At 54.1% G+C, this 20,371-nt stretch carries 16 protein-coding genes; 5 read left to right on the forward strand and 11 right to left on the reverse strand.

Features of this window, described 5'->3' with window-relative positions:
- Nucleotides 1-6 precede the first annotated feature (6 nt).
- A complete protein-coding gene (locus tag DDZ13_RS14455) occupies nt 7-6,909 on the forward strand; it encodes a CARDB domain-containing protein (RefSeq protein WP_110132174.1) in 6,903 nt (2,300 codons plus the stop codon).
- Between the two features lie 458 nt (nt 6,910-7,367).
- On the opposite strand, the gene DDZ13_RS14460 is transcribed toward DDZ13_RS14455, so the two are convergent.
- Nucleotides 7,368-8,159 (reverse strand): AsmA family protein, encoded by a 792-nt coding sequence (locus DDZ13_RS14460; protein WP_110132175.1) that lies wholly within the window; start codon nt 8,157-8,159, stop codon nt 7,368-7,370.
- 55 nt (nt 8,160-8,214) lie between these two features.
- On the opposite strand from DDZ13_RS14460, the gene DDZ13_RS14465 reads away from it, so the two are divergent.
- The gene (locus DDZ13_RS14465; RefSeq protein WP_110132176.1) at nt 8,215-9,165 is read left to right on the forward strand and encodes a rhomboid family intramembrane serine protease; all 951 of its coding nucleotides are present in this window, start codon (nt 8,215-8,217) and stop codon (nt 9,163-9,165) included.
- Nucleotides 9,166-9,193: 28 nt separating this feature from the next.
- On the opposite strand, the gene DDZ13_RS15550 is transcribed toward DDZ13_RS14465, so the two are convergent.
- From DDZ13_RS15550 to nadA, 8 genes are all read right to left on the reverse strand, one after another.
- Nucleotides 9,194-9,364 carry a FeoB-associated Cys-rich membrane protein gene (locus DDZ13_RS15550; RefSeq protein WP_158279939.1) on the reverse strand — a complete coding sequence of 57 codons (171 nt, stop codon included), beginning with the start codon at nt 9,362-9,364 and terminating at the stop codon, nt 9,194-9,196.
- A 1-nt stretch (nt 9,365) separates the two neighbouring features.
- Nucleotides 9,366-11,522 carry a ferrous iron transport protein B gene (feoB, locus tag DDZ13_RS14470; RefSeq protein WP_110132177.1) on the reverse strand — a complete coding sequence of 719 codons (2,157 nt, stop codon included), beginning with the start codon at nt 11,520-11,522 and terminating at the stop codon, nt 9,366-9,368.
- On the reverse strand, nt 11,522-11,746 hold the full coding sequence (locus tag DDZ13_RS14475) for a FeoA family protein (RefSeq protein WP_110132178.1): 225 nt from the start codon (nt 11,744-11,746) through the stop codon (nt 11,522-11,524). The genes feoB and DDZ13_RS14475 overlap by 1 nt, the downstream gene beginning before the upstream one ends.
- A gap of 72 nt (nt 11,747-11,818) precedes the next feature.
- Nucleotides 11,819-12,346 carry a gamma carbonic anhydrase family protein gene (locus DDZ13_RS14480; RefSeq protein WP_110132179.1) on the reverse strand — a complete coding sequence of 176 codons (528 nt, stop codon included), beginning with the start codon at nt 12,344-12,346 and terminating at the stop codon, nt 11,819-11,821.
- Nucleotides 12,347-12,358: 12 nt separating this feature from the next.
- Nucleotides 12,359-12,937 carry a ClpP family protease gene (locus tag DDZ13_RS14485; RefSeq protein WP_110132180.1) on the reverse strand — a complete coding sequence of 193 codons (579 nt, stop codon included), beginning with the start codon at nt 12,935-12,937 and terminating at the stop codon, nt 12,359-12,361.
- 68 nt (nt 12,938-13,005) lie between these two features.
- A complete protein-coding gene (rpiB, locus tag DDZ13_RS14490) occupies nt 13,006-13,452 on the reverse strand; it encodes a ribose 5-phosphate isomerase B (RefSeq protein WP_110132181.1) in 447 nt (148 codons plus the stop codon).
- 50 nt (nt 13,453-13,502) lie between these two features.
- Nucleotides 13,503-14,723 (reverse strand): MFS transporter, encoded by a 1,221-nt coding sequence (locus DDZ13_RS14495; RefSeq protein ID WP_146209390.1) that lies wholly within the window; start codon nt 14,721-14,723, stop codon nt 13,503-13,505.
- A gap of 57 nt (nt 14,724-14,780) precedes the next feature.
- Complete coding sequence (gene nadA / locus DDZ13_RS14500; protein ID WP_425486569.1) at nt 14,781-15,737, reverse strand: quinolinate synthase NadA; 957 nt, start codon at nt 15,735-15,737, stop codon at nt 14,781-14,783.
- 247 nt (nt 15,738-15,984) lie between these two features.
- Here nadA and DDZ13_RS14505 point away from each other — a divergent pair, with 247 nt between their 5' ends.
- Nucleotides 15,985-16,452 (forward strand): Dps family protein, encoded by a 468-nt coding sequence (locus tag DDZ13_RS14505; protein WP_110132184.1) that lies wholly within the window; start codon nt 15,985-15,987, stop codon nt 16,450-16,452.
- 4 nt (nt 16,453-16,456) lie between these two features.
- Complete coding sequence (locus DDZ13_RS14510) at nt 16,457-17,908, forward strand: NAD(P)H-binding protein (protein WP_110132185.1); 1,452 nt, start codon at nt 16,457-16,459, stop codon at nt 17,906-17,908.
- A 7-nt stretch (nt 17,909-17,915) separates the two neighbouring features.
- On the opposite strand, the gene DDZ13_RS14515 is transcribed toward DDZ13_RS14510, so the two are convergent.
- The gene (locus tag DDZ13_RS14515; protein ID WP_158279940.1) at nt 17,916-18,494 is read right to left on the reverse strand and encodes an OmpA family protein; all 579 of its coding nucleotides are present in this window, start codon (nt 18,492-18,494) and stop codon (nt 17,916-17,918) included.
- 83 nt (nt 18,495-18,577) lie between these two features.
- Here DDZ13_RS14515 and DDZ13_RS14520 point away from each other — a divergent pair, with 83 nt between their 5' ends.
- The gene (locus DDZ13_RS14520) at nt 18,578-19,396 is read left to right on the forward strand and encodes a sirohydrochlorin chelatase (protein WP_110132187.1); all 819 of its coding nucleotides are present in this window, start codon (nt 18,578-18,580) and stop codon (nt 19,394-19,396) included.
- 4 nt (nt 19,397-19,400) lie between these two features.
- Here the strand turns inward: DDZ13_RS14520 and DDZ13_RS14525 are convergent, their stop codons facing one another.
- On the reverse strand, nt 19,401-20,045 hold the full coding sequence (locus DDZ13_RS14525; RefSeq protein WP_110132188.1) for a response regulator: 645 nt from the start codon (nt 20,043-20,045) through the stop codon (nt 19,401-19,403).
- Nucleotides 20,046-20,371: the final 326 nt, after the last annotated feature.

The following is a 20,371-nucleotide window of genomic DNA, read 5'->3' on the forward strand; positions in this document are numbered from 1 at the left end:
ACAGCTATGAAAATTTCTTCAGCTTTAGGCCGGACAATTGGCAGGTTGGGTGTGGTCTCCCACTGTCTGATGGCCGCATTTCTATTTGCCGCTCCCACGAGTCAACTCAGCGCTCAGGAGTATCGGATTTCCACCGGTGATGATTACGGGGCCGTGATTGATGCCGAAGGCAATCTTTTTGTCTGGGGGGCGATCACCGGAGGCAGCGGGGTTCTCCAGCAAATACCCGGTACCTGGCGTGAAGTCAGTGTCAGCCGTACGCCGGCTGCCAATGCGCATATTCTATTGATCGCTTCGGACGGTTCACTTTGGTCCTTCGGTAATAATGACCGGGGGCAACTCGGGGCCGGCGACCAGATAAGCCGTGAGGAGCCGGTTCAGATCAGCCCAGCCTCAACATGGGCCGAAGTCGCAGCGGGGGCTCAACACTCATTGGCACGAGACAATCTGGGCAGGGTTTTTGCCTGGGGCGATAATAGCTTTGCTCAACTGAACCGTCCTGCAATTTCTAATAACCCTGAACAAGATTTTATTGCTTCGGTTCCTGCAAATCCAATCGATCCGAATGTCTACATCTCGATCGCAACTGGTAACGCTCACAACCATGCGATTCGTGCTGATGGAACGCTTTGGGCATGGGGGAGTGGAGGATCCGAAACAAACTCAGGGCCTGAACTTGGTATTCTCGTTGATGGCAGTTACCCGAAAGGACCCGTGTTTCTCACGCAAGTTGGCAACGGGACAAATTGGACGAAACTCTTCGGTGGGTATCGTGCTACGTTTGCGCTTCGCGATACTTCGAGTGAGAGTGGACAGCTTTGGGTTTGGGGCACTGGGGGAAATCTCGGTGGTAGCGACTCGATTATTGAAACCCCGAGGCGTGTCGGGACACAAGCAAATTGGAGCTACGTTTCGCACAGTACTTCTCTTGGTGATGGCAGGCAGCACGCATTAGCGCTTAAGACGGATGGAACTCTATACGGATGGGGATCAAATTACCCTGACGGTCAACTGGGTCTACCGCATTACGACGGGAATGGCCGCTTTATTTTCGATAATACGCGACGAGTCACTCCGACCCTTCTCGAAGCACCCGATGTCTTCCTCGCTGTGGGTGCGGGCGACGGGTTTTCCGCTTTAATTGATGCCGATGGATTCATGCAAACGGCAGGCCGCAACGACGCTGGTCAGCTTGCCAACGGTTCGATCGACAGTACTCCGGAAACCGGGCAGGACTTCTTTGATAATTCCAGTCTGGGTGTGGCGGATCTGGTTGCTCTTTCCGTAACAGTCAATACGCCGCTCGTGGATGTTGTCGCCGGAGAAACGATCAGTGTCTCCTTCGAAATTCAAAATGCAGGTACGGGTCCGATTGCCGAGCCTTTCGACTTGGAAGCCCGCTTGAATACTTTTGGAACATTTGGCGGCGAAACGCTTACTTTTCCTCTTGGGCTGACCAGCTTTGAGGTTAATGACGACTTCGCCCCGGGGCAGTCCCGCAGTATCGATGTCGAGATTGAGCTTCCCGGGAATATTACGCAGGGCACTTACTTTATTGTGATGCGGGCGGATTCCGGTAACGCTATCATCGAGAATTCCGAAACCAACAACGATGCGGCAACAGGTACGAGCTTCAGCTTCCTGCCGGATCTTGTTGTTCCCGAAGGCCCTCCCAATGGATTACAGATCACCAGTGGTAGTGTCTATGACCCCGCCGACACCTTAGACATCGACCTGCAGATTGAAAATCTGGGCAACGGCACCTTGCCCTCGGGCAGCACCTTTGACGTGCGAGTGTTTCTCTCTCCCGACCGCAGTACGAGCAATTCCGGTATCGTCGAATTCAACATTGAAGATCCGATTGTTTTGGCAAGCGACTTGGAAGCCGATCCCTCGCTTAATTCAACCGTTACCGTACCTTTTAATCTGGTCGTACCTCCCATGCCCCCGGGCTCCTACTTCGTGGGCGTTGAGTTGGACATCAACGATGATATTGCCGAGCAGCCCGAACTTCTGGATGATAACAATGTGGTCGTTCAAGTCGACGGTGAGACCAATAACGCCGCTTTCAGTGACGGCTTGATCACCATTTCCGGTCTGACAATCGCAGAAGGGGTCGATCAGGACGGCACCCTGACCTTTGACACCGATGGTGACGGCGAATGGTTCGGACAGAATTCTTTCTTCAATAACGACGGAGACGCCGCACAAAGCCCCGGCTTGGACGCTGGGGAATGGGCTTCCTTCAGCACGTCATTTGCGACGCCGGTCGCCATCAGTTTTGACTGGAGCGCCAATACCAGCAGCCAGGACAACCGCTTGGAATTCCGGGTCGTCAACGGAACAACGGGCGGAAACAATAATTCCATCTCCGGAAATACCGATGGCTGGATCGAAAATGTGACGCGTGTTATTCCCTCGGGTGCTCAAGCCGAATGGGTGTATTTTCAGGATGCCGGGGGTATCGGAGATACTGTCTTCGTGGACAACCTGCAATTTACCGAGATCACCGAGCCGGATCTTGTGATCGACGACATCTATTTGCCCAGTGATGCAGGGGCCAGTTACGTGCTTCAGCGTGACCGGCTCGACCTGACGATCAACAGCCGGAACCAAGGCACTTCGACCGCCGGCGAAGATTATGTCATCTCGATCTACCTGTCGCCTGACCCTGTCTTTGATGAACCGGATGCAGATCCACTCACCCCGGACGATATTCTGATTCGCGAGGAAATTGTGACAGAAGTGATTGAAGGAGGCGAGCCAGCTGTGAACCTTACTTCGGTGAGGCTGGATACGACAATCGATCCCGGCTTTTATTACGTGATCGGGTTCATCGATTCCGGAGATACTGTTACAGAATTTACCGGTCTGGTAGGCGGTGTTCCCTTCCCCGGTGAGGAGAACAATGTCTTTGTGACCGATACCGCCCTTGTGGAAATTGTCGCCTTGCCGGACATTCAAGTGGATAGCCTGAATACAACTCCGAGTTTCTACTTTATCAATGATCCGGCAACCGGTTACCTCGAGGCGAACAGCCTGCCGTTTAATTTCACCTTATCGAACCAGGGCTTAGCTGCGGTGAATGATCCGTTCCTGGTCCAGGCACTATTCTCTCGTGACCAGGTGCTTGATCCGGGCAGCGATTACTCCTTCCTGGAGTATGAGTACAGCAGCGGCCTGGGCAGTGTGACCTCCACTTTGAACACCCGTAATGTCAGCCCGGATGATGCTGATTTTCGCCAAAATATTGTTGATGCCGGTATAATTGGTGAACGCTTGTTCTTTGGCGTCCTGGCCGACAGTGGTGATGCCATCGCTGAGTTGTACGAGAACAACAACAGCTCGCCACCGATTAATAATAATCTGATCCTGAGCGAATTTACCTTGCAGGATGCTCTGGATGTCAGTGATACCACGGTGAGTGAACTGAACATTACTTTCACGAATGATCAGCAGGCACCTTACGATAACTCCTATGTGCCGTGGGTCGGACAATCCAGCAACACGTTCGACGCATTCGATGCCGCTGCCAGTGTCAGGGTCGGAGATAGCGAAACGTCGAGATTCAGCGTAAGCCTCGAACCTGATGTACCGGTCCGTGTCTCCTTCTGGTGGAAAGTCAGTTCCGAGGATGATCCGCTTAACGGCCAACGCGACTATCTTGCCTTTTTCGAAACCCCACCAGGGGATGTCTTTGACCTCGATGACGCCGATCGAGCGATCTACGGTGTTGATGAACTGGAATGGCGCCGGGTCGAAGTGGTGCTGGATGCTGGCTCACACACGCTCACCTGGGCTTATGTCAAGGATGCGCAGGGTGAAGACGGTGAAGACCGCGGATGGGTGGATCAATTAACGATTACAGAACTTCCGAACCTTGAGGTGACGGCTGTCAGTGTTGACGGTAGTGTCAGTTACCAGGCAGGTGAAACGATCAACACTTGGTCTGTCGATATCGCGAATACCGGTGAAGCCATCGAGGCAGGCACTGCTTTTGATGTACAAGTCCGATTGCTCCCCAGTGCCAACTGGGCTGAAACTGATGCCATTACACTACTGACAATCACCGATGACAGCGGGATCGGCGAGGGCGAAAGCCGGAGCTACAACAACACAAATATTGCAAGTTACACGACAGAACCTGCTACGGCCGGCCCGTTGACTCTGCCCGCGGCAGATTACGATTTGGAATATTACTACTTTGGCGCCTATGTGGACTGGCTGGAAGCTGATCCGGGGAGCGGACAGGTCTCCGAATCGAATGAGTCTATCGTCGACAATTCGGAAATTACCGAGGAAGCCTCAATCCAGATCGGTCGCCCCGACATCGTCGGTAGCGCCGCATCTATTTCCTTCGTGAGTTCCGGGCCTTATGCCTACCAGGATCTCGTAGGTCTCACGCTGGATCTAACAAACATAGGCGACGGGGTTCTGTCCGGTGGCACCGGTTTTGATTACTCGGTTTATATTACCCGGACGGACGAGGAAGCAGATCTGGATGCCTCTTCCTCGACGCTCCTCACTTCGGGAACAGCTAACCAGGTAACAAGTGTCGCTTCAGGAGGATCACTTGATTCTATTACCGTTCTTGCAACATTACCTTACGGTCTGGCTGACGGAGACTATTTCATCGCCGTGGAAATCGACGCAAACGATGACGTGCTTGAGCAGGGCCTTGCTCCTGACGGGACTGGAATCGACGGTGAGGCGAATAACGTATTCTTTACCAATTCCCCGAATTTCGCTGTCGCCGACATATCGCTTTACGAAGCACTTGAAGACCAAGGCGGCCCTCCTTTTGCTTTTGAGGATGGCGACGTCGCGGTACCGACCCCGCCGACACCTTATATCACACAAGGAACGGAGAGCTCCGCCCTCTGGTTCGGCCGTGATGACGCAGGTGATGCTACTATCCCGGAGGACGATGCCACCTTTACCGATGGTGACGGGGCACAAACTCCGGACCTTCAAGCAGGTGAGTTTGCCGAGTTCAGCTTGACCGTGCCGGAATCGAGCTTGGTTCGTTTTGACTGGCAAGTTTTCAGCGCCAGCGACCAGAACGAACTCAGCGTGCTGGTGAACGGCGTTGAAGTCGCATCCATCTCAGGCGATGTCCCACTCGCTGAAATCGACCCCGCCATACTGGTACCGAACAACGGGGTGGTGACTTGGCGCTACACCAAAAACGCAGCTACGGTCGGAGACTTTGGCTACATCGACAACCTGCGGATCGATGATAACGACGATCCCGATCTCGTGCTCACCGCGCTGAATTACACGCCCGGGGAATACGTACTCGATATCGCGGGCTTTGCGGGCGCGCCAAATCAATTGCTAGGAACCGAATATCTCGATATTACGGTCGAAGCGACGAATCAGGGTGAAAGTATTACCGCGACCAGCTTTACCACGGCAGATATCGAGGTGCGTCTCTCCACTGACCGGATCTACGGAAACGATAATGACATCGTGCTTGGCACTGTCAGTCAGGTGGAGGGTGATTTGCTTTCGGGAAGCTTGATCCGCTTTATCGGGCCTATCCAGCTGGGTGATTCGATCCCGGAAAACTCCTACTACCTAATCGCAAAAGTCGACCCGAATGATCAGGTGGTGACGGAGTTCAGCGAGTCGAACAATATGCTCATATCCGAGAATCGGGACGTTATTGTTTCCCGCCGTCCGGCGTTGCGCCTTTACAATCCGGATGCGACCGTCACCACCGAAGGTAGCGATGGTGAAACTAACTTCCTCGATCCTAGAGAGTTAGAAACAATTGGTGATCCAAATAGCGAAGTCGTTGCCTTCGATGTCGACGAAGGCCTGTTCTACTATCCGGAAGCGCCGATGCGTTTACGCTTTAGTGTTCAGAATATCGGTCTCGACCGGATTCAGGCGGACGAGGAATGGACCGTCCAGGTGAATCTGGTGGGAGCGCTACGCCAAAGCCTGCAAGATGCCCAATCGCCTGACCCCAATCCTCAGGCATTCCTCGATTTTTTTGATGAGGTGATTAATCTGGGTGATTTTACGGTGAAGCAGCTGATGGAAGGTCGTAGCGCCGCCATGCCGGAGGGGCAGATACTCGATTTTGATGTCGAGTTGGCGATTCCCAGCGGCTCAAGGTTTACCGCTCTCCTTCCGGAGGACAGGGTGATCACCGATTACTTGTGGGCGATCCAAATCGATTTGGATGCGAATAATGAGATTCCCCAATCCTCCATTGTGCGGGAGTTCCCGGCACGGATCATTCCGTCCGGTTTGCCTTGGCTGATACTGAATCCATTCGAAGGTGTTGTGGGAGATGATACGGATCCTGGCCCAGCTTTTGCCGGTTCTGGAAATGATCTGACTCTAACCAATTCTGAAATGGACGAAGGTGCTTTCGGTCTCGTGCCGCAGCTTTCTACAGTCAGTGAGGCTAGCTGGGAAGCGCTGTACGGAGTGATTGCCGATGAAGCCGGTACTCCGACGCAAGTGGCTAATTTCCTCGCCTATGCCTTCAACCGGAATCCGAATGACGGCGATACTGTAGGCAATCAGTTCCCGGGTAGTTTTGGAATAACCGAAGAACAGGGAGAAGAGTACCTGAGCATAAGCTTCGACTTCGTTACCCGTGCTTCGGATTTACAGTATGTGGTTGAAGCAGATAATTCAGCACTGTTTGACGATGCTCCTGAAGTCCTATTGACGATCACGCCGCCGTTTACTGAAACCGTGGATGTGGCATCTTTGACTGGTGACGGTGGAGCTATTTACGAAGACAATGTGGTGACAGTCCTCGATCAGGGTTACTCGGCACGCGTGACTGTTCGGGATAGCATTGATGTGACGACTGAACCGATGCGGTTTATCCGGGTCATTGTCGAGTCCGTGGAAACCACAGGCGTTCCTGATTCCGGACCCTAAACGAGCATTGCGAAGCATGTCCCGTCCGCGCTTGCTTGGTCGCAGCTGGGGCGGGGCGTGCTCCAAGCTTTCAGTAAACCAGGGCCTTGCTGCCGAGAGCTGCTAATGTCGTCGTTCAATTGAAGCGGCGTCATTCCAGTGTGTGACTCATTCTGTTAAAGGACAAATGTCTCAGATCGAACACCCCGCTTTGACAAGCTAAGCTACCTGGCCTCTAGACTTTGTTTCGGGATTTCCTGTTTCCGAGAAAAGTGAGTCGCTGGTTTCATGCCGTTTTGAAGAAGTTTTGATCTCTTGGAAGTCATTTGTCTCAGTAGCGAACCTGCGCCAGCAAGGTCGGCTTTTCTCTCAGAGCTGACTATCGACGGCACTATCAACCAGGCCACATCTTTCTAAAGAGGCTACAAAAAAGGCATCTCCGGAAGGGAGATGCCTTTTCTTTTAAAAGATGTGTCGTTTTAATTTCCGAACAAATTCTTAATGCCGTCGCTGGCTTTGTTCACTGCGTCACTGGCAGCCTTACCGGCTTCATCGGCAGCTTGGTCGACCTTTTCGAGGCTTTGTGTTTTTATGACGTTTGCCGCCTGCTTCCCGAGCTCACCTGCATTGGCGATGGCCGGGCCGATATTGTTTAGTACCTTGCCTAGGATCATGTCAATGGCCTCGGCCATGGTCATCTGATTGCCGTCTTCGCCGATGTCATTCATCTCAATCATTGGTAGCTTGACGGTCTGGCCGACTCCCAGGGCACCCACGTAGATTGTGCCTTCTTCGATGATCAGCTTGCGGATGACGACCTGTTTCTTTGCGCCTGTTTCGGGTTCTGCACTCGCGTCATCCTTTGGGCCGGTGAAGGCCTCGATATTCTCTTGCAGCTCTTTCACGTTGGAGGAAGTGAGCGTCTTTTCATAGCTGATCCCCGGCTGCCTAATGTGAATCTTGTCGATAATGATCTTATCGCTAAAGACCGTGCCGGTATCGACCTGGATATCGATTTGGCCGAGCTCAAAGATATTCTCACTTTTAAAGCCTTCCGGATTGCCGACATAGAGGCCCTTCAACGTGCCGCTGCCAGTGAAGGGTGAGAGGTTGACGGAGTCGAGTGTGACGGAGGTTTGTGTTACCTTTGGGCCAATGGTCTCGACACCCTTTTTAACACCGTTGTTCAGAGCGCTGGCGCCAAAGAAGTAGACCAGCCCGACTGCGATGAGGGCTAAAACAACAATTCCGATGAGTAGTTTTTTAATCATGATAGCTGTGGGTTAACGTTTGTGTGAGTTAGAACATAGCATAGGATTTTCCACAGTGGCGAGTGATAAAGAAGTCAGCTTTGATTTACAGGTCCCGGAGGGTTTTGAAGCCCCTCCAGGTTGGGGCCCCGTCGCGCTGTATCCATCGACCCAGCAAGCACACGAGGCCGGGCTCGCTATTTTGGCCATGGGGCATGCTTACTGGCTGCTACCTTACGAAGAGACCTACATTATATGTGTGGCCACGGGGAAGCTGACTGCGGTACGTCTTGAGCTGGAAGCCGTGCAGAAGCTGGGCAATCAGGCCGTGCCGCAGGGGCGCCCGGCACCTTATCGGGAGCTGGATGTCAGTGTGTTGAGTTTTGTCCTCTACGCAGTAGTCCTATGCGGATGCTTTGCGGCACAGTTTGCCTATCCATTGAAGGCTGCTGGTCGGGTCGATGCGGTCCGAATGATGGAAGGGGGCGAATGGTGGCGTGCAATTACGTCACTCACCCTGCATAGTGATGTCGTTCATCTGGCTTCAAATACGGTGGCGGGAATTGGTTTCGCCTTTTTGCTGGCACGCTTTTTTGGTGCGGGAGCGGCATGGTTGTTGATTATGGTCACCGGTGCGGCGGGCAATGCTCTGAATGCCTGGATTCACTATCCTGAGGTGCACCTGTCGATCGGCGCTTCGACTGCGGTCTTTGCTGCGCTGGGCTTAATTACCGGCATCGGATTATGGGTGGCCGTGTTGCAACCGGCGGAACGCTGGACCATGCCTCGTTGGCTTATCCCGGTTTTCGGCGGGTTGACTTTGCTGGGCTTACTTGGGGTGGGCGAGGGACTGGACGGTCGCATTGATGTGGCCGCACATATCAGTGGTTTTCTGTGGGGGAGTATCGTTGGTTTCCTTTGTGCGACCCGACAAGTTTACTTCTTGAGAATGGCACCCCATACGAAATGGATCGGCTTACTGGTGTTTGCCATCATTCTTGCCGCTTGGGCCGCTGCCCTAAGATAAAGACGATTTCGACTAACAGGTATAGCCGCTACGAAGCTTTATGCGTCGGACGTTTTTTCAAATCTGGTTTGGGTACCTTGCAATTCGTGTTACCGCAGCCACAGCCTGTTTGCTGGGACTTCGGCCAAAAGGTTTTGACCAGATAGCCCAGGGCAAGAGCCAGCACCAGCGCGACAATGAAGTATTCGATAAACTGCATACTAGATCAGTCTAATGGTAATCTGATAAACCGCAACCGCAGCCAGCCATGCAATTCCAGTGAGCCCGAAGAAACTGGCCAAGGCCCAGCCCCAATTCAGCTCCTTGGCGATGACGGCTACGGTGGCCCCGCATTGCATGCAAAGGGCAAAGAAAACCATGATCGAGAGGGCGACCGCCAGATTGTAAACCGGCTCGCCCGTTTTGGGGCCGCTTTCCCACTTGGCTCGTTTGAAGGCCTCGCGCAGGTCTTTGGACTCCTCGTCGACCTCTCCGCCCAGGGCATAAGTAATGCCAAGTGTGGAGATAATCACCTCCCGGGCGGGGAAACTTGCGAGTACACCGACAGTAATTTTCCAGTCGTATCCGGCCGGGGCAAAGACCGGCTGAACAAACTTTCCGAAGCGGCCCATGTAGCTTTGCTCCAGATAGGCTGCATCGATTTCCTGAGCAATTTCCTCCTCAGAGGATGTGCTATATTGGCTGATAATATTTTCTTCAAGCTCAGCTGGTCGTGGAAAATACAGGAGGGCCCAGATAATAACCGTCATGGCGAAGATCACCGTGCCGGCGCGGACGACAAAGTCCTTACCACTCTCATACATGCGCCAGGAAATACTCCTGACCCGGGGCACCCGATAAGGCGGCAATTCCATAATGAACGGCTGCGCCGGACGGCCTTTGTTGAGGGTCTGGTTGAGAATGTAGGCGAGAGGAGCCGCCAGCAGTGCACCCACAAAATGCATGGCGAAGAGAACCGCCCCTGCTATCGATGGTCCGTATCGGGGCTCGACGAATGCCCCAATCAGCAGGAGGTAAACGGGCAGGCGCGCCGAGCAGCTCATGAGCGGAGCGATCAGAATGGTGATCATTCTCGTCTTGGGGTCGCTGATCGTGCGTGTCGCCATGATTCCGGGAATGGCGCAGGCGTAACTGGAGAGCAGCGGCACAAAACTCTTCCCGTTCAAGCCGCACCACTGAAAAAGCTTGTCCATGAGGAAAGCGGCACGGGCCATATAGCCGGTTTCTTCAAGCAGTGCGATGAAGAGGAACAAAATCAAAATTTGGGGCAGGAAGACGACGAAAGCGCCCACACCGCCAATGACTCCGTCAACGACGAGACTTTGGAGCATGGGTGTGTTCGTTAATGCACCCGCGGCAAGACCCTGGAGCCAGCCGGTTACCCCCTCGATCAGATCCATGAAAGGGCCGGCCCAGGTATAGACCGACTGGAAGACAACATACATCATCCCCACGAAAATACCGAGCCCCCAGAAACGATGGAGAAGAAGTTGGTCGATGCCTTCTGAACGACTACGCTTTTTCAGGTTGGCCTGACGCTCGATGATATCGAGGAGGAGCGGGTTTAAAAAGCGAAAGCGGAGCAGCGATTCGGCGGCATCAGGATTGAAGCCGCCGCTGCGTAAATGATCACGGGCCGATTGTACGATTTTTTCGACCTCCACCATAGGCGTCTTCAATCGGCTGCGGACGGCGCTGTTCTGGTCGAAGAGAAGCCGCATGAGCTCGCCGTCTTTCAGGGTCTCGTCATTTTTTTCGACCAGTTCATTACGAAGTAGCTCCACGCTCTCCTTGACCGGTGCGGGCCAGGAGGGGCGGATCATTTTCGGTCGGCTCTGAACCGCTTCGAGAACCGCAGCGCTGAGTTCGTCCGCACCGCGCCGGCGGTTGGCCACGGTAGGTATCACCGGCACACCCAATCGCTGCTGTAAGAGCTTACAGTCGATCTTCAAGCCCTTACGCTCGGCAACGTCCCAGCAGTTCAAGGCAATCACCATGGGCACATCCAACTCAGCTGCCTGGGATGCCAGAAAAAGGTTGCGCTGCAGATTTTCCGCATCGACGACGACAATCACCAGGTCCGGCGCCGGTTGACCTTCCATGTGTCCGCTCAAGACATCGACGGCGATACGCTCGTCGATCGACTTGGCGCTCAGGCTGTACGTTCCGGGCAGATCGATAAGTTCAACCGTTTGCGTATCGCCCAGACCCCATTGGCCGATTTTCTTTTCAACTGTGACACCGGAGTAATTGCCCACCCGTTGCCTCAAGCCGGTGAGGGCGTTAAAGAGTGAGGTCTTTCCCGTGTTGGGATTACCAATGAGGGCAATCCGTAACTTATCCGTCTTCTCGACCATCAGACAGCCTCGACTTCGACTTCCGCTGCGTCGCAGAGGCGCAGGCTCATGTGGCAGCCTTCAAAGCTCACCGCGATCGGATCGCCCAGAGGGGCTTCGTGGGTCAGGCGAATCTCCTGCCCCGGCAGTAACCCGAGCGACATCAGCTGTGACACGCTGTCGTTCTCGGGATTTACTTTGGTGACGCGGAATTTTCCGTCTCTTTTGATCTGACTGAGTTGCATGATATCCTGAGATTAGGTCTCAATTACAAACTAAAGAGAGCGGTTTACCGCCGTTTTGCAAGCCCGTAGCTATCAGCCGAAGCGTTTTTTATGTTCCCGGGAAACGGTGATATATTTTTCCGCCATCGACTTGAGTCCGTAACGCTCATCCTCCGTCAGCGGCCGAACTACCCTGGCAGGGCTACCCAAAACGAGCGAGCCCTCCGGGATTTCCGTGCCTTTTGTGACGAGTGCACCGGCGCCTACGATGGATTGAGCGCCAATAACCGCACCGTCCAGAACTGTGGCCTGCATGCCGATGAGGCACTCATCGCCGATCTCACAGGCGTGGATCATGGCAGCATGACCGATGGTGACGAATTTCCCGATCTTGACCCCGTAGTCGTCGGCCAGATGCACGACAGAACCGTCCTGAATGTTTGAGCCTTCGCCGACCTCAATCCGGTTGATGTCGCCGCGGAGGACGGCGTTGTGCCAAACACTGGAATTCTTAGCGAGTCTGACGGAGCCGATGACAATTGCCCCGCTGGCGACGTAGGCGGACGATTCAATCTCGGGTGTTTGATCGAGATACTTGGCGAGCCGTTCTACGATCGTCATGGCTAGTATTTCCTATATCTTATCCACGACGGCGTCAGCCAGACCGTATTGGATGGCCTCGTCGGCGGTCATGTAAAAGTCGCGGTCGGTGTCCTTTTGGATCTTTTCCAGCGGTTGACCGGAGCTCTCCGCGAGGATGGCATTCAGTTCGTCCCGCAGGCGCTCCATTTCCTGGGCCTGAATATGGATGTCGACGGCGACGGCCACCATCTGTCCGGAAATCAGAGGCTGGTGGATGAGGACACGGGAGTGCGGGTAGAGTAGGCGTTTGCCCTTATCCGCGCCGCAGAGCAGGATCGAGCCCATGCTAGCAGCCATTCCCGTTACGACTACCTTGATTGGCGAGCTGATCAGCTTCATGGTGTCGTAGATGGCCATGCCTGCCGTGATGGAACCGCCGGGTGTGTTGATATAGAAAGTGATTTCTTTACCCGGATCCTTGGTCTCGAGGTAGAGCAGCTTCTCGGTCACATCGCGGGCCGACTTGTCGCTGACTTCGCCCCAAAGGAAGACTTTACGTTCATCCAGGAAAGTTTCCTGAATTTTGATTGGGTTCTCTTTTTCTTCTTTGGATTTGTTTTTGTCGGACATCGTAAATCTTAGTTCTTGGTTTGTAGCAAGCAGAGCACAGCTTCGTGAACTTTCAAGCTGCGACTGCTTTAGTCCACCTCTATTTTATTGACGCGTCGCTCGTGGCGCCCCCCTTCGAATTCGGAATCCAGCCATTTGTTGACGATTTTAAGGGCCAACTCCTCCGGAACCGGGCGTGCCCCGATCGCGATACAGTTGGCATTGTTGTGCTCTTTCGTCATCTGAGCAGACCATTCATTCCAGCAGAGCCCGCAACGCACGCCTTTTACCTTGTTGGCCACAATGGCTTCCCCGTTGCCGCTACCGCCCAGCACGATGCCGTAGTCCGCTTTTCCACTGGCGACGGCCTCCGCTGCCGGGCGGATGAAGTCGGGGTAGTCACAGGACTCGGCTGAGTCGCAGCCACAATCGATGACTTCATGGCCGCGTGCTTTCAGCAGCGCCACAATCGGTGCTTTTAAGGGAAATCCGGCATGATCTGTGCCGATGGAAACTGTAATCTGACGCTCACTCATTGTGTCGGGGATAGTGCTTCCTCCTTTTGGACGTAAATCTCAACCAAAATTTAAGTTTTCAGCCGTTCGTGCCCGCGCACCAACTCGAAAAGAACGATGGAAACCGTGACCAGCGACATGCCGATAACGGCGACGGCACCGGGGCTCGACTGGCTGAGTATCCAGTAGCCAAGAAAAGGGGCCATGGTGCCGCGAAGCCCGGTCAGTGCCATGTGCATGCTCATGTAGGAAGAGACCTTTTCGTCCGGAGCAATTTTGGTGACCCACAGGCTCCAGAAGATTTTTCCCCCACCCATGGCCAAACCCTGGAAGGCCATGGCAATGCCGAGCACAATCAGGTTCGAGCTGAAGAAAAATAAGCCGATACTGAAAAGGAAGAGGGCGTTGAGCAAATTCCGCGTGGTGACAAAATGCAGGCGGTCGAAGAAATAGCCCCACATTTTCGTGCTCAGAATTCGCGCGATTGCCGGAATGACCATCATGAGCACGGCGATCGTGGTATTATCCGCGTTGATACCGAATTTTGGATTGGCCAGGTAGTCGACCCGGACGGGGAGTGCGATAAGGTTGCCGAGCCCGAGCAGCATCCATGAGCCGAGCAGGAAGCCGAAGAATTTATCTTTCCAGATGAGGCTGAAGTTTTGCCAGGGATTGCCCACATGATCGCGCGAGAGTGGTGAACTGGGCATCCGCGAGCAGGCGTAAGCCGAGGTCAGGGCAGCCACGATCATAGCCAGAAAAATGAGCGGATAAGCGCTGATCTTCCAGTCGAGGACCAGCCCGCCGGAATAGGAGAAGAGAATGGCAAAAGCGGCCGTCAGGATAAAGGGAACGGTCATGCGGCTGCCCCGTTCCTTCGCCGTGTAGTTCTCGGTATAGATTTGCAGCATGAGTGGCCCGTGCTGTACGGCAGCCATCTGGCTGGTGACGGCAAAGAGTGTGAATAACAGAAGGGTACTGAAGGCGCTGGCGCCGAGCAGGAGCAAAGCGGATCCGCCGAAAACAACCGCGCAGGCCAAGCTCGGGCGGGCTTTGAAATGAGCTGCGATGAAAAGCGTCAACGGCGTTAGCAGGAAGCCGATCGGGCCCGAGCCGGCAATAAACGCCTTGTGCGTCTCGCTCGCGTCGAAGTATCTGATGGCAATGACCAGCGCAAATGTGTTCCAGCCGGCTTCCAGAATTCCATAAAACGGAGCCTTGATCCGGTCGTAGAGGTAAGTTGCGGCGGCGAACTTCGAACGTTGAACGTCCAACGTCGAATCTTGAGTCATCTCTTAACCTCTAGTTGCGTGTGCCACTCTGCGTCGAACGTACATAGGCCGAAGGACTCATTTGCTCCATTCGAGCATGCGCTTGATCGGATCATAAGCCTTGCGACGGATGTCCTCCGGCATTTCGATCTGTGGCGACATATTCTTCAGGCAGTCGCGCAATTTCTCAATCGTGTTCATTTTCATGAAGCGGCACTCGTTACAGGCGCAGGTATCTGTCGGTCCGGCGATGAAAGTTTTGTCGGGGACCTCACGCTGGAGGCGATGTATCATCCCGGTTTCGGTGACGACAATGAATTCCTTGGCCTCGCTATCGCGACAGAAGCCGACCATCTTCTCCGTACTGCAAACCTCGTCGGCGTTGTCCCGAACAGTCTCCACACATTCCGGGTGAGCCACAACGAGTGCGTCGGGGAACTTGAGTTTCAGCCGTTCGATCGACTGCTGGGTGAAAAGCACGTGGGCGTAACAGGATCCCGGCCAGAGTTGCATCTCGCGGCCGGTTTGTTTCGAAACCCACTGTCCGAGATTCTGATCCGGGACGAAAAGGATCGGCCGGTCCTCGGGCACCTTCTCAACAATCTTCATGGCATTACCGCTGGTGCAGATCACATCCGTGAGCGCTTTGACTGCGGCCGAGCAATTGATGTAGGCCACGACGTAAACATCCGGATGTGCCTCCTTGTATTCTGCCAGCTTCTCTGCCGGGCAGGAGTCCGAGAGCGAGCAACCCGCATCCATGTCCGGCAGGAGCACGGGTTTGTCCGGGTTCACAATTTTGGCCGTTTCCGCCATAAAATGGACACCACAAAATACGATACAGTCAGCGTCAGCCTCTTCAGCCCGATAAGCCAGGCCGAGAGAGTCGCCCACGTAGTCGGCCACACGCTGGATTTCCTCCACCTGATAGTTATGGGCCAGTATGACGGCGTTACGTTCTTTCTTTAGTGCAAGCACCTCTTCCTGAATCGCAGACAGCGGTGTGTTCTCTTCGCCCTTTGGAGCGAAGACCATTGGTTCATAGTTGAGGGTTGCTGCGGGCATAGGTAAAATTGGAACGGGTTAAATTCGGATTCCTTCCTATTGAAGTCAAGCAGCGGAATCGGACAGTTCTCACAATCTGCTCATCAGTAAGTGCGTCGCATATCTTTACTCCAACACGGATGAATCAAGTGATCGCTCTTTGCGAAGCCATAATCGAGGGGGGCTTTTCTTCTGATGTGGGTTTACAATACGATCAAAGGACTTTATGATTATAAATATGGCTAAAAAGAAACAAGCAGTACGCAAAGCAGATCCAGTCATTAACGGCCTCAGGCAGGTTGTTGCGGATTCTTACGCCGTTCTCGGCCAAACGCATATTTGTCACTGGAATGTGCGCGGGCACAACTTCTTCTCCTTGCACACTGCTTTTGAGGAGCAATACACCGAGCTCTTCACCGCAGTGGATGAGATTGCCGAGCGTATTCGTGCACTGGGTGCTTTGGCGCCCGGCGGTTTGGGAAACTTGGCCAAGATGGCCGGGATTAAGGAAATTCCAGAAGATACACCGGCCGATGAAATGGTGGCTCACCTTGTGCGGGCGAATAAGAGGCTAGTGGCAAATCTACAAAAAGCTCGGGATGCCGCCGCAAAGTCTGGAGATGCGGAAACCGAGGATCTTATGATCGCGCGTATCCAAGTGCACGAAAAGACGATCTGGATGTTGGATAGCTTCCTCGCCGCCTGATTTTATGCCCGCCGACTCCCGCTCGCGACCACTGGTAGCACTGGCTGGTGCCAGCGGGTTTGTCGGCACGCATCTGCGTGAGCATTTAAGTGGAAGCTACGACTTTCGTGCGATTAGTCGCAGTCCGAGTGTCGTTGAGCAACAGTCCGGCCAAGGCACAACTGAATGGCGCCAATGCGACCTTTACTCGCTTCCCCGTGTTACCGAAGCGTTGGAAGGTTGCGATTATGGTATCTACTTGGTGCACTCGATGGCGCCCTCAAGCCGTCTGATCCAGAGCCGCTTCGAAGACACAGACCTGTTGCTGGCTGACAATTTCATTCGTGCTGCGGAGGCGGCAGGTCTCAAGCACGTGGTATACTTAAGCGGGCTGATGCCTAAAGAGAAGGAAGGTTTGTCTCCGCACCTCAAGAGCCGTTTAGAGGTCGAAGGCGTGCTGCGCTCGCGTTCCGTCAAAGTGACCGTCTTGAGGGCTGGCCTTATCTTTGGGCCGGGAGGCTCGTCGTTTTCTTTATTGATCAATCTTGTGAGACGTTTGCCGATTATGTTGCTGCCGGCATGGGTTCGTTCACAGACCCATTCGATTGATATTACTGATGTCTGTCAGGCGTTTGAGCTCAGTTTGGTGGATGCGGACTTGGCGGGTGGCACTTACGATCTGGGTGGCCATGAGGCAATGTCCTACCGGGAAATGATCAAAAGAACGGCAGCACTGCTCGGAAAGAATGCCCGGTTTATCAATTTTCCCTACAACGCATTCGGTCTGTCCAAGCAATGGGTGGCTTTGTTCGGGAGCGTGCCTCCGGCTTTGGTGGGGCCTCTGCAGGAAAGTCTGCAGTACGACTTGGTGGCGAGCCCGAACCCCTTGCTGGATCGCCTGCGGGAACGGATGATTCCCTTTGAAGAATCTTTCGCCAGAAGTGTGGATGAAGGCGGCAATCCAAAGCCGAACCCGCGAAGCCGCACTCAAGCGGCCGACCAAGCCTCTTTAAAGGCGGAAAAAAGGGTTCGCTCGGTTCAGCGGATGGGCTACCCGAAGGATTGGTCGGCCAAAGATGTCGCGACCGAGTATGGAGTTTGGCTGACGAGGCGCTTCCGGGGTATCATTCGTGCAGATACGGATTCTGAAGGCATCGTGCGCTTCTCGCTTTTAACCCGGCGTGTTTGTCTTTTGGAGCTCAGCCCGACGCCCTACTCGAGAGGAAATCCGAGACGCTGCGCATTCTACATTTCGGGTGGAATTCTCTCCCGCCAGGTGGATCCGCCCGGACGTCTTGAATTCAGGCTCTTTCCGGAACTTCCCTGCATGATTGCCTCGATTCATGGCTTTGCGCCGACCTTACCCTGGTGGCTCTATGCCAACACACAAGCCCGCCTGCATCTGCGGGTCATGCGCGCCTTTCGCAGGCACATGTCCAAATTGCGGGAGGTGCCGCGAAGCGACACCAATCACTGATTTTCCCTTACCGAAGGAGGATAAGGTCCGCCCGGCGATCTTCCGAAGACTGCGACTTCGACAGGCCGGAAGTCGCTTCAAGGCTACCCTTGGAAAGCTTATCCACGCGCAACGGCGTGATGCCGAGTGTGCCGAGATAGTTGCTCACGCTTTCTGCGCGACGATCACCGAGTGCAAGGTTGTACTCCGCAGTGCCGTACCAGTCGCAATGGCCCTCGACCAGAAGGCCCATGGATGGGTTCTGTTCCAGATAGTCCGCTGCTTGCTGCAGCTTGCTGCGTTCGGCAGCTGAGATCGAGGAAGAGTCGAAGCCGAAATAAATCGAGGGCAGAACCCCTTCGACCATTTCGCGCCCGTTATACATGCCGTTGCTAATGCCGTCGCTACCGCTGCGAGGCTCCAGGCCGTCAGCGCCGATGCCATAGTCACCACCCATACCGCTTTCGGGAACAAAGTCGCCGCCATAGTCGCTTTGGCTGCCCGTGACACCGCCGGACAATTGGGTGGGTGCTTGCTTCTTAGTGCAGCCTGTGAAGACAAGGGCTGCGGCGAGAAGGAAAAAAACAATACGGGCGTGTTTATTCATACTCAGAAATTGGTCGTAAGATTTGTTTCGGGCAAACATTTTCCTTTGTTTCCCGATAGAATTCGATCAAGCCACGGAATATCATGCAAGCACCGGCCATTTTTCTCGTCGACAACGGTTCACTCCGACCCGAGGCCACCTTCGCGTTGCGTCGTCTGGCACAAGCACTGGGACGGGTGGTCGGGCGGGAGATTGAGGCCGTCAGCCTCTTGCACTCACACAAGATTCCTGCGGAGGAATTAAATGGGCAGCCGGCAACCATTGTAAAACGGCGGATGCGGGAACTCTTCAAGGCCGGTCAGCGTGAGTTTGTTATCCTGCCCCTGTTTCTCGGCCCGAGTTTGGCAATTACCGATTACTTGCCCCGCGTTGTGGAAGAACTCCGTGGCGAGCAGCCCGGCTTATCCGTCAAAATTGCCGAGCCGATCGCCGGCGCTGATGTGGACGAGCCCGACTACCGGCTTGCTCAAATGTTGGAGGATCACATACGACCGCTTCTGGATGCGCAGGGGGACGCAAAACTTGCGCTCGTCGACCACGGTACACCCATAAAACCGGTCAATCGGCTTAGGGATGCGGTGGCAGGGCAACTGGCCCGTCGATTGAACCAAAGCGTGCAGCCCTGCTCGATGGAGCGCCGCGACGGACCGGAATACGCTTTTAATGATCCTTTGCTGGAAAATCTTGCCACTATCGACGGCTATTCAGGCCAGCACTTGGTCCTAGCGATGTTTTTTCTCCTGCCCGGCCGTCATGCGGGCGAGGGGGGCGATGTTGCGGAAATCGCGGATAACCTGGTCGAGCAGGCGGGTTTTAAGTCTGTTCGGGTCAGTCCGTTGATTGGAGAGCATCCGCTCCTGCTGGAGATTTTAAAACAACGACTGAAACAAGTTGTGGACTGAGGGCTTAGTCGCCGATGGAAATCAAGCCTTTGTTGATCGCGTAACGCGTGAGACTGGCCACGTCGTGCAAGTCGAGTTTACGCATTAGATTGGTTCGGTGGTTTTCCGCTGTTTTGACGCTGATTTCCAGTTTCTGCGCAATTTCCCGCGTACTGTTACTCTCGGCGATGAGCTGCAGTATCTCGCGTTCGCGCTTCGTTAGTATGCTGATGCCGGTATCGCTTGTCTGTGGGTCGGCCATGGCATCGCGTAGCAGGAGGGCGACTTCCGGACCAAAATAACTACCGCCGCTTGAGACGATTTCGACCCCTTTACGCAGTTCCGTCAGGGGTGCGGATTTTTCAACAAATCCGTGGGCACCAGCTTGAAGGAGTTCACGAACCAGACCTGGACTTTGGTAACCGGAAAAAATTAATACCCGTGTCTCCGGTAATTCCTTGGAAAAACGGCGGAGTATATCCGTGCCGTTCAGCTTTGGCAGCATTACGTCCAGAATAACAAAGTCGGGCTTCATCTCGATGCACTTTTCGTAACCTTCCTGTCCATCGCCTGTGCCGAAAATTACCTCAAATTCATTTGGATCCAAAACAGCCTGGCTGATCATTTCGCGGATCGCTGTCTGGTCTTCGATTATACCTATGGTCTTCATGAGCTTTCTATGGTCTCAATATAGAGGGACTTTCCCCTAGGGTGAAAGCCTCTTTTTGCGAATCCACGTTCAAATGTAGCTTTTAGAATGGTGATCGCCGAAGTGGCTTGCCCAGGGCGTAGTTCCACTGAGCCTGCGGGGTCCGGCTTGGGGCTTCGTTACTCTTTGACCGCACAAGTCGTTCCTCTGCGCCGTGACAGCGCTCTCCATCAAAGATTGGGGACATGGAGCAATTAAGCTACCATGTCCCCGATGATTAACAAGATAGGTCTAGCAGGATACGAAGTGATCGAGGTCTCTAGCAAGGCTGATGTTTACGAGTTGCG

The organism is Coraliomargarita sinensis, from assembly GCF_003185655.1.
Lineage (GTDB): Bacteria > Verrucomicrobiota > Verrucomicrobiia > Opitutales > Coraliomargaritaceae > Coraliomargarita_B > Coraliomargarita_B sinensis.

What these genes read in the sequence shown, in the direction of transcription:
- DDZ13_RS14455 (WP_110132174.1), top strand. Translation starts at nt 7, where the DNA reads ATGAAAATTTCTTCAGCTTTAGGCCGGACAATTGGCAGGTTGGGTGTG.
- DDZ13_RS14460 (WP_110132175.1), bottom strand. Translation starts at nt 8,159, where the DNA reads ATGATTAAAAAACTACTCATCGGAATTGTTGTTTTAGCCCTCATCGCA.
- DDZ13_RS15550 (WP_158279939.1), bottom strand. Translation starts at nt 9,364, where the DNA reads ATGCAGTTTATCGAATACTTCATTGTCGCGCTGGTGCTGGCTCTTGCC.
- feoB (WP_110132177.1), bottom strand. Translation starts at nt 11,522, where the DNA reads ATGGTCGAGAAGACGGATAAGTTACGGATTGCCCTCATTGGTAATCCC.
- DDZ13_RS14475 (WP_110132178.1), bottom strand. Translation starts at nt 11,746, where the DNA reads ATGCAACTCAGTCAGATCAAAAGAGACGGAAAATTCCGCGTCACCAAA.
- DDZ13_RS14480 (WP_110132179.1), bottom strand. Translation starts at nt 12,346, where the DNA reads ATGACGATCGTAGAACGGCTCGCCAAGTATCTCGATCAAACACCCGAG.
- DDZ13_RS14485 (WP_110132180.1), bottom strand. Translation starts at nt 12,937, where the DNA reads ATGTCCGACAAAAACAAATCCAAAGAAGAAAAAGAGAACCCAATCAAA.
- rpiB (WP_110132181.1), bottom strand. Translation starts at nt 13,452, where the DNA reads ATGAGTGAGCGTCAGATTACAGTTTCCATCGGCACAGATCATGCCGGA.
- DDZ13_RS14495 (WP_146209390.1), bottom strand. Translation starts at nt 14,723, where the DNA reads ATGACTCAAGATTCGACGTTGGACGTTCAACGTTCGAAGTTCGCCGCC.
- nadA (WP_425486569.1), bottom strand. Translation starts at nt 15,737, where the DNA reads ATGGTCTTCGCTCCAAAGGGCGAAGAGAACACACCGCTGTCTGCGATT.
- DDZ13_RS14505 (WP_110132184.1), top strand. Translation starts at nt 15,985, where the DNA reads ATGGCTAAAAAGAAACAAGCAGTACGCAAAGCAGATCCAGTCATTAAC.
- DDZ13_RS14510 (WP_110132185.1), top strand. Translation starts at nt 16,457, where the DNA reads ATGCCCGCCGACTCCCGCTCGCGACCACTGGTAGCACTGGCTGGTGCC.
- DDZ13_RS14515 (WP_158279940.1), bottom strand. Translation starts at nt 18,494, where the DNA reads ATGAATAAACACGCCCGTATTGTTTTTTTCCTTCTCGCCGCAGCCCTT.
- DDZ13_RS14520 (WP_110132187.1), top strand. Translation starts at nt 18,578, where the DNA reads ATGCAAGCACCGGCCATTTTTCTCGTCGACAACGGTTCACTCCGACCC.
- DDZ13_RS14525 (WP_110132188.1), bottom strand. Translation starts at nt 20,045, where the DNA reads ATGAAGACCATAGGTATAATCGAAGACCAGACAGCGATCCGCGAAATG.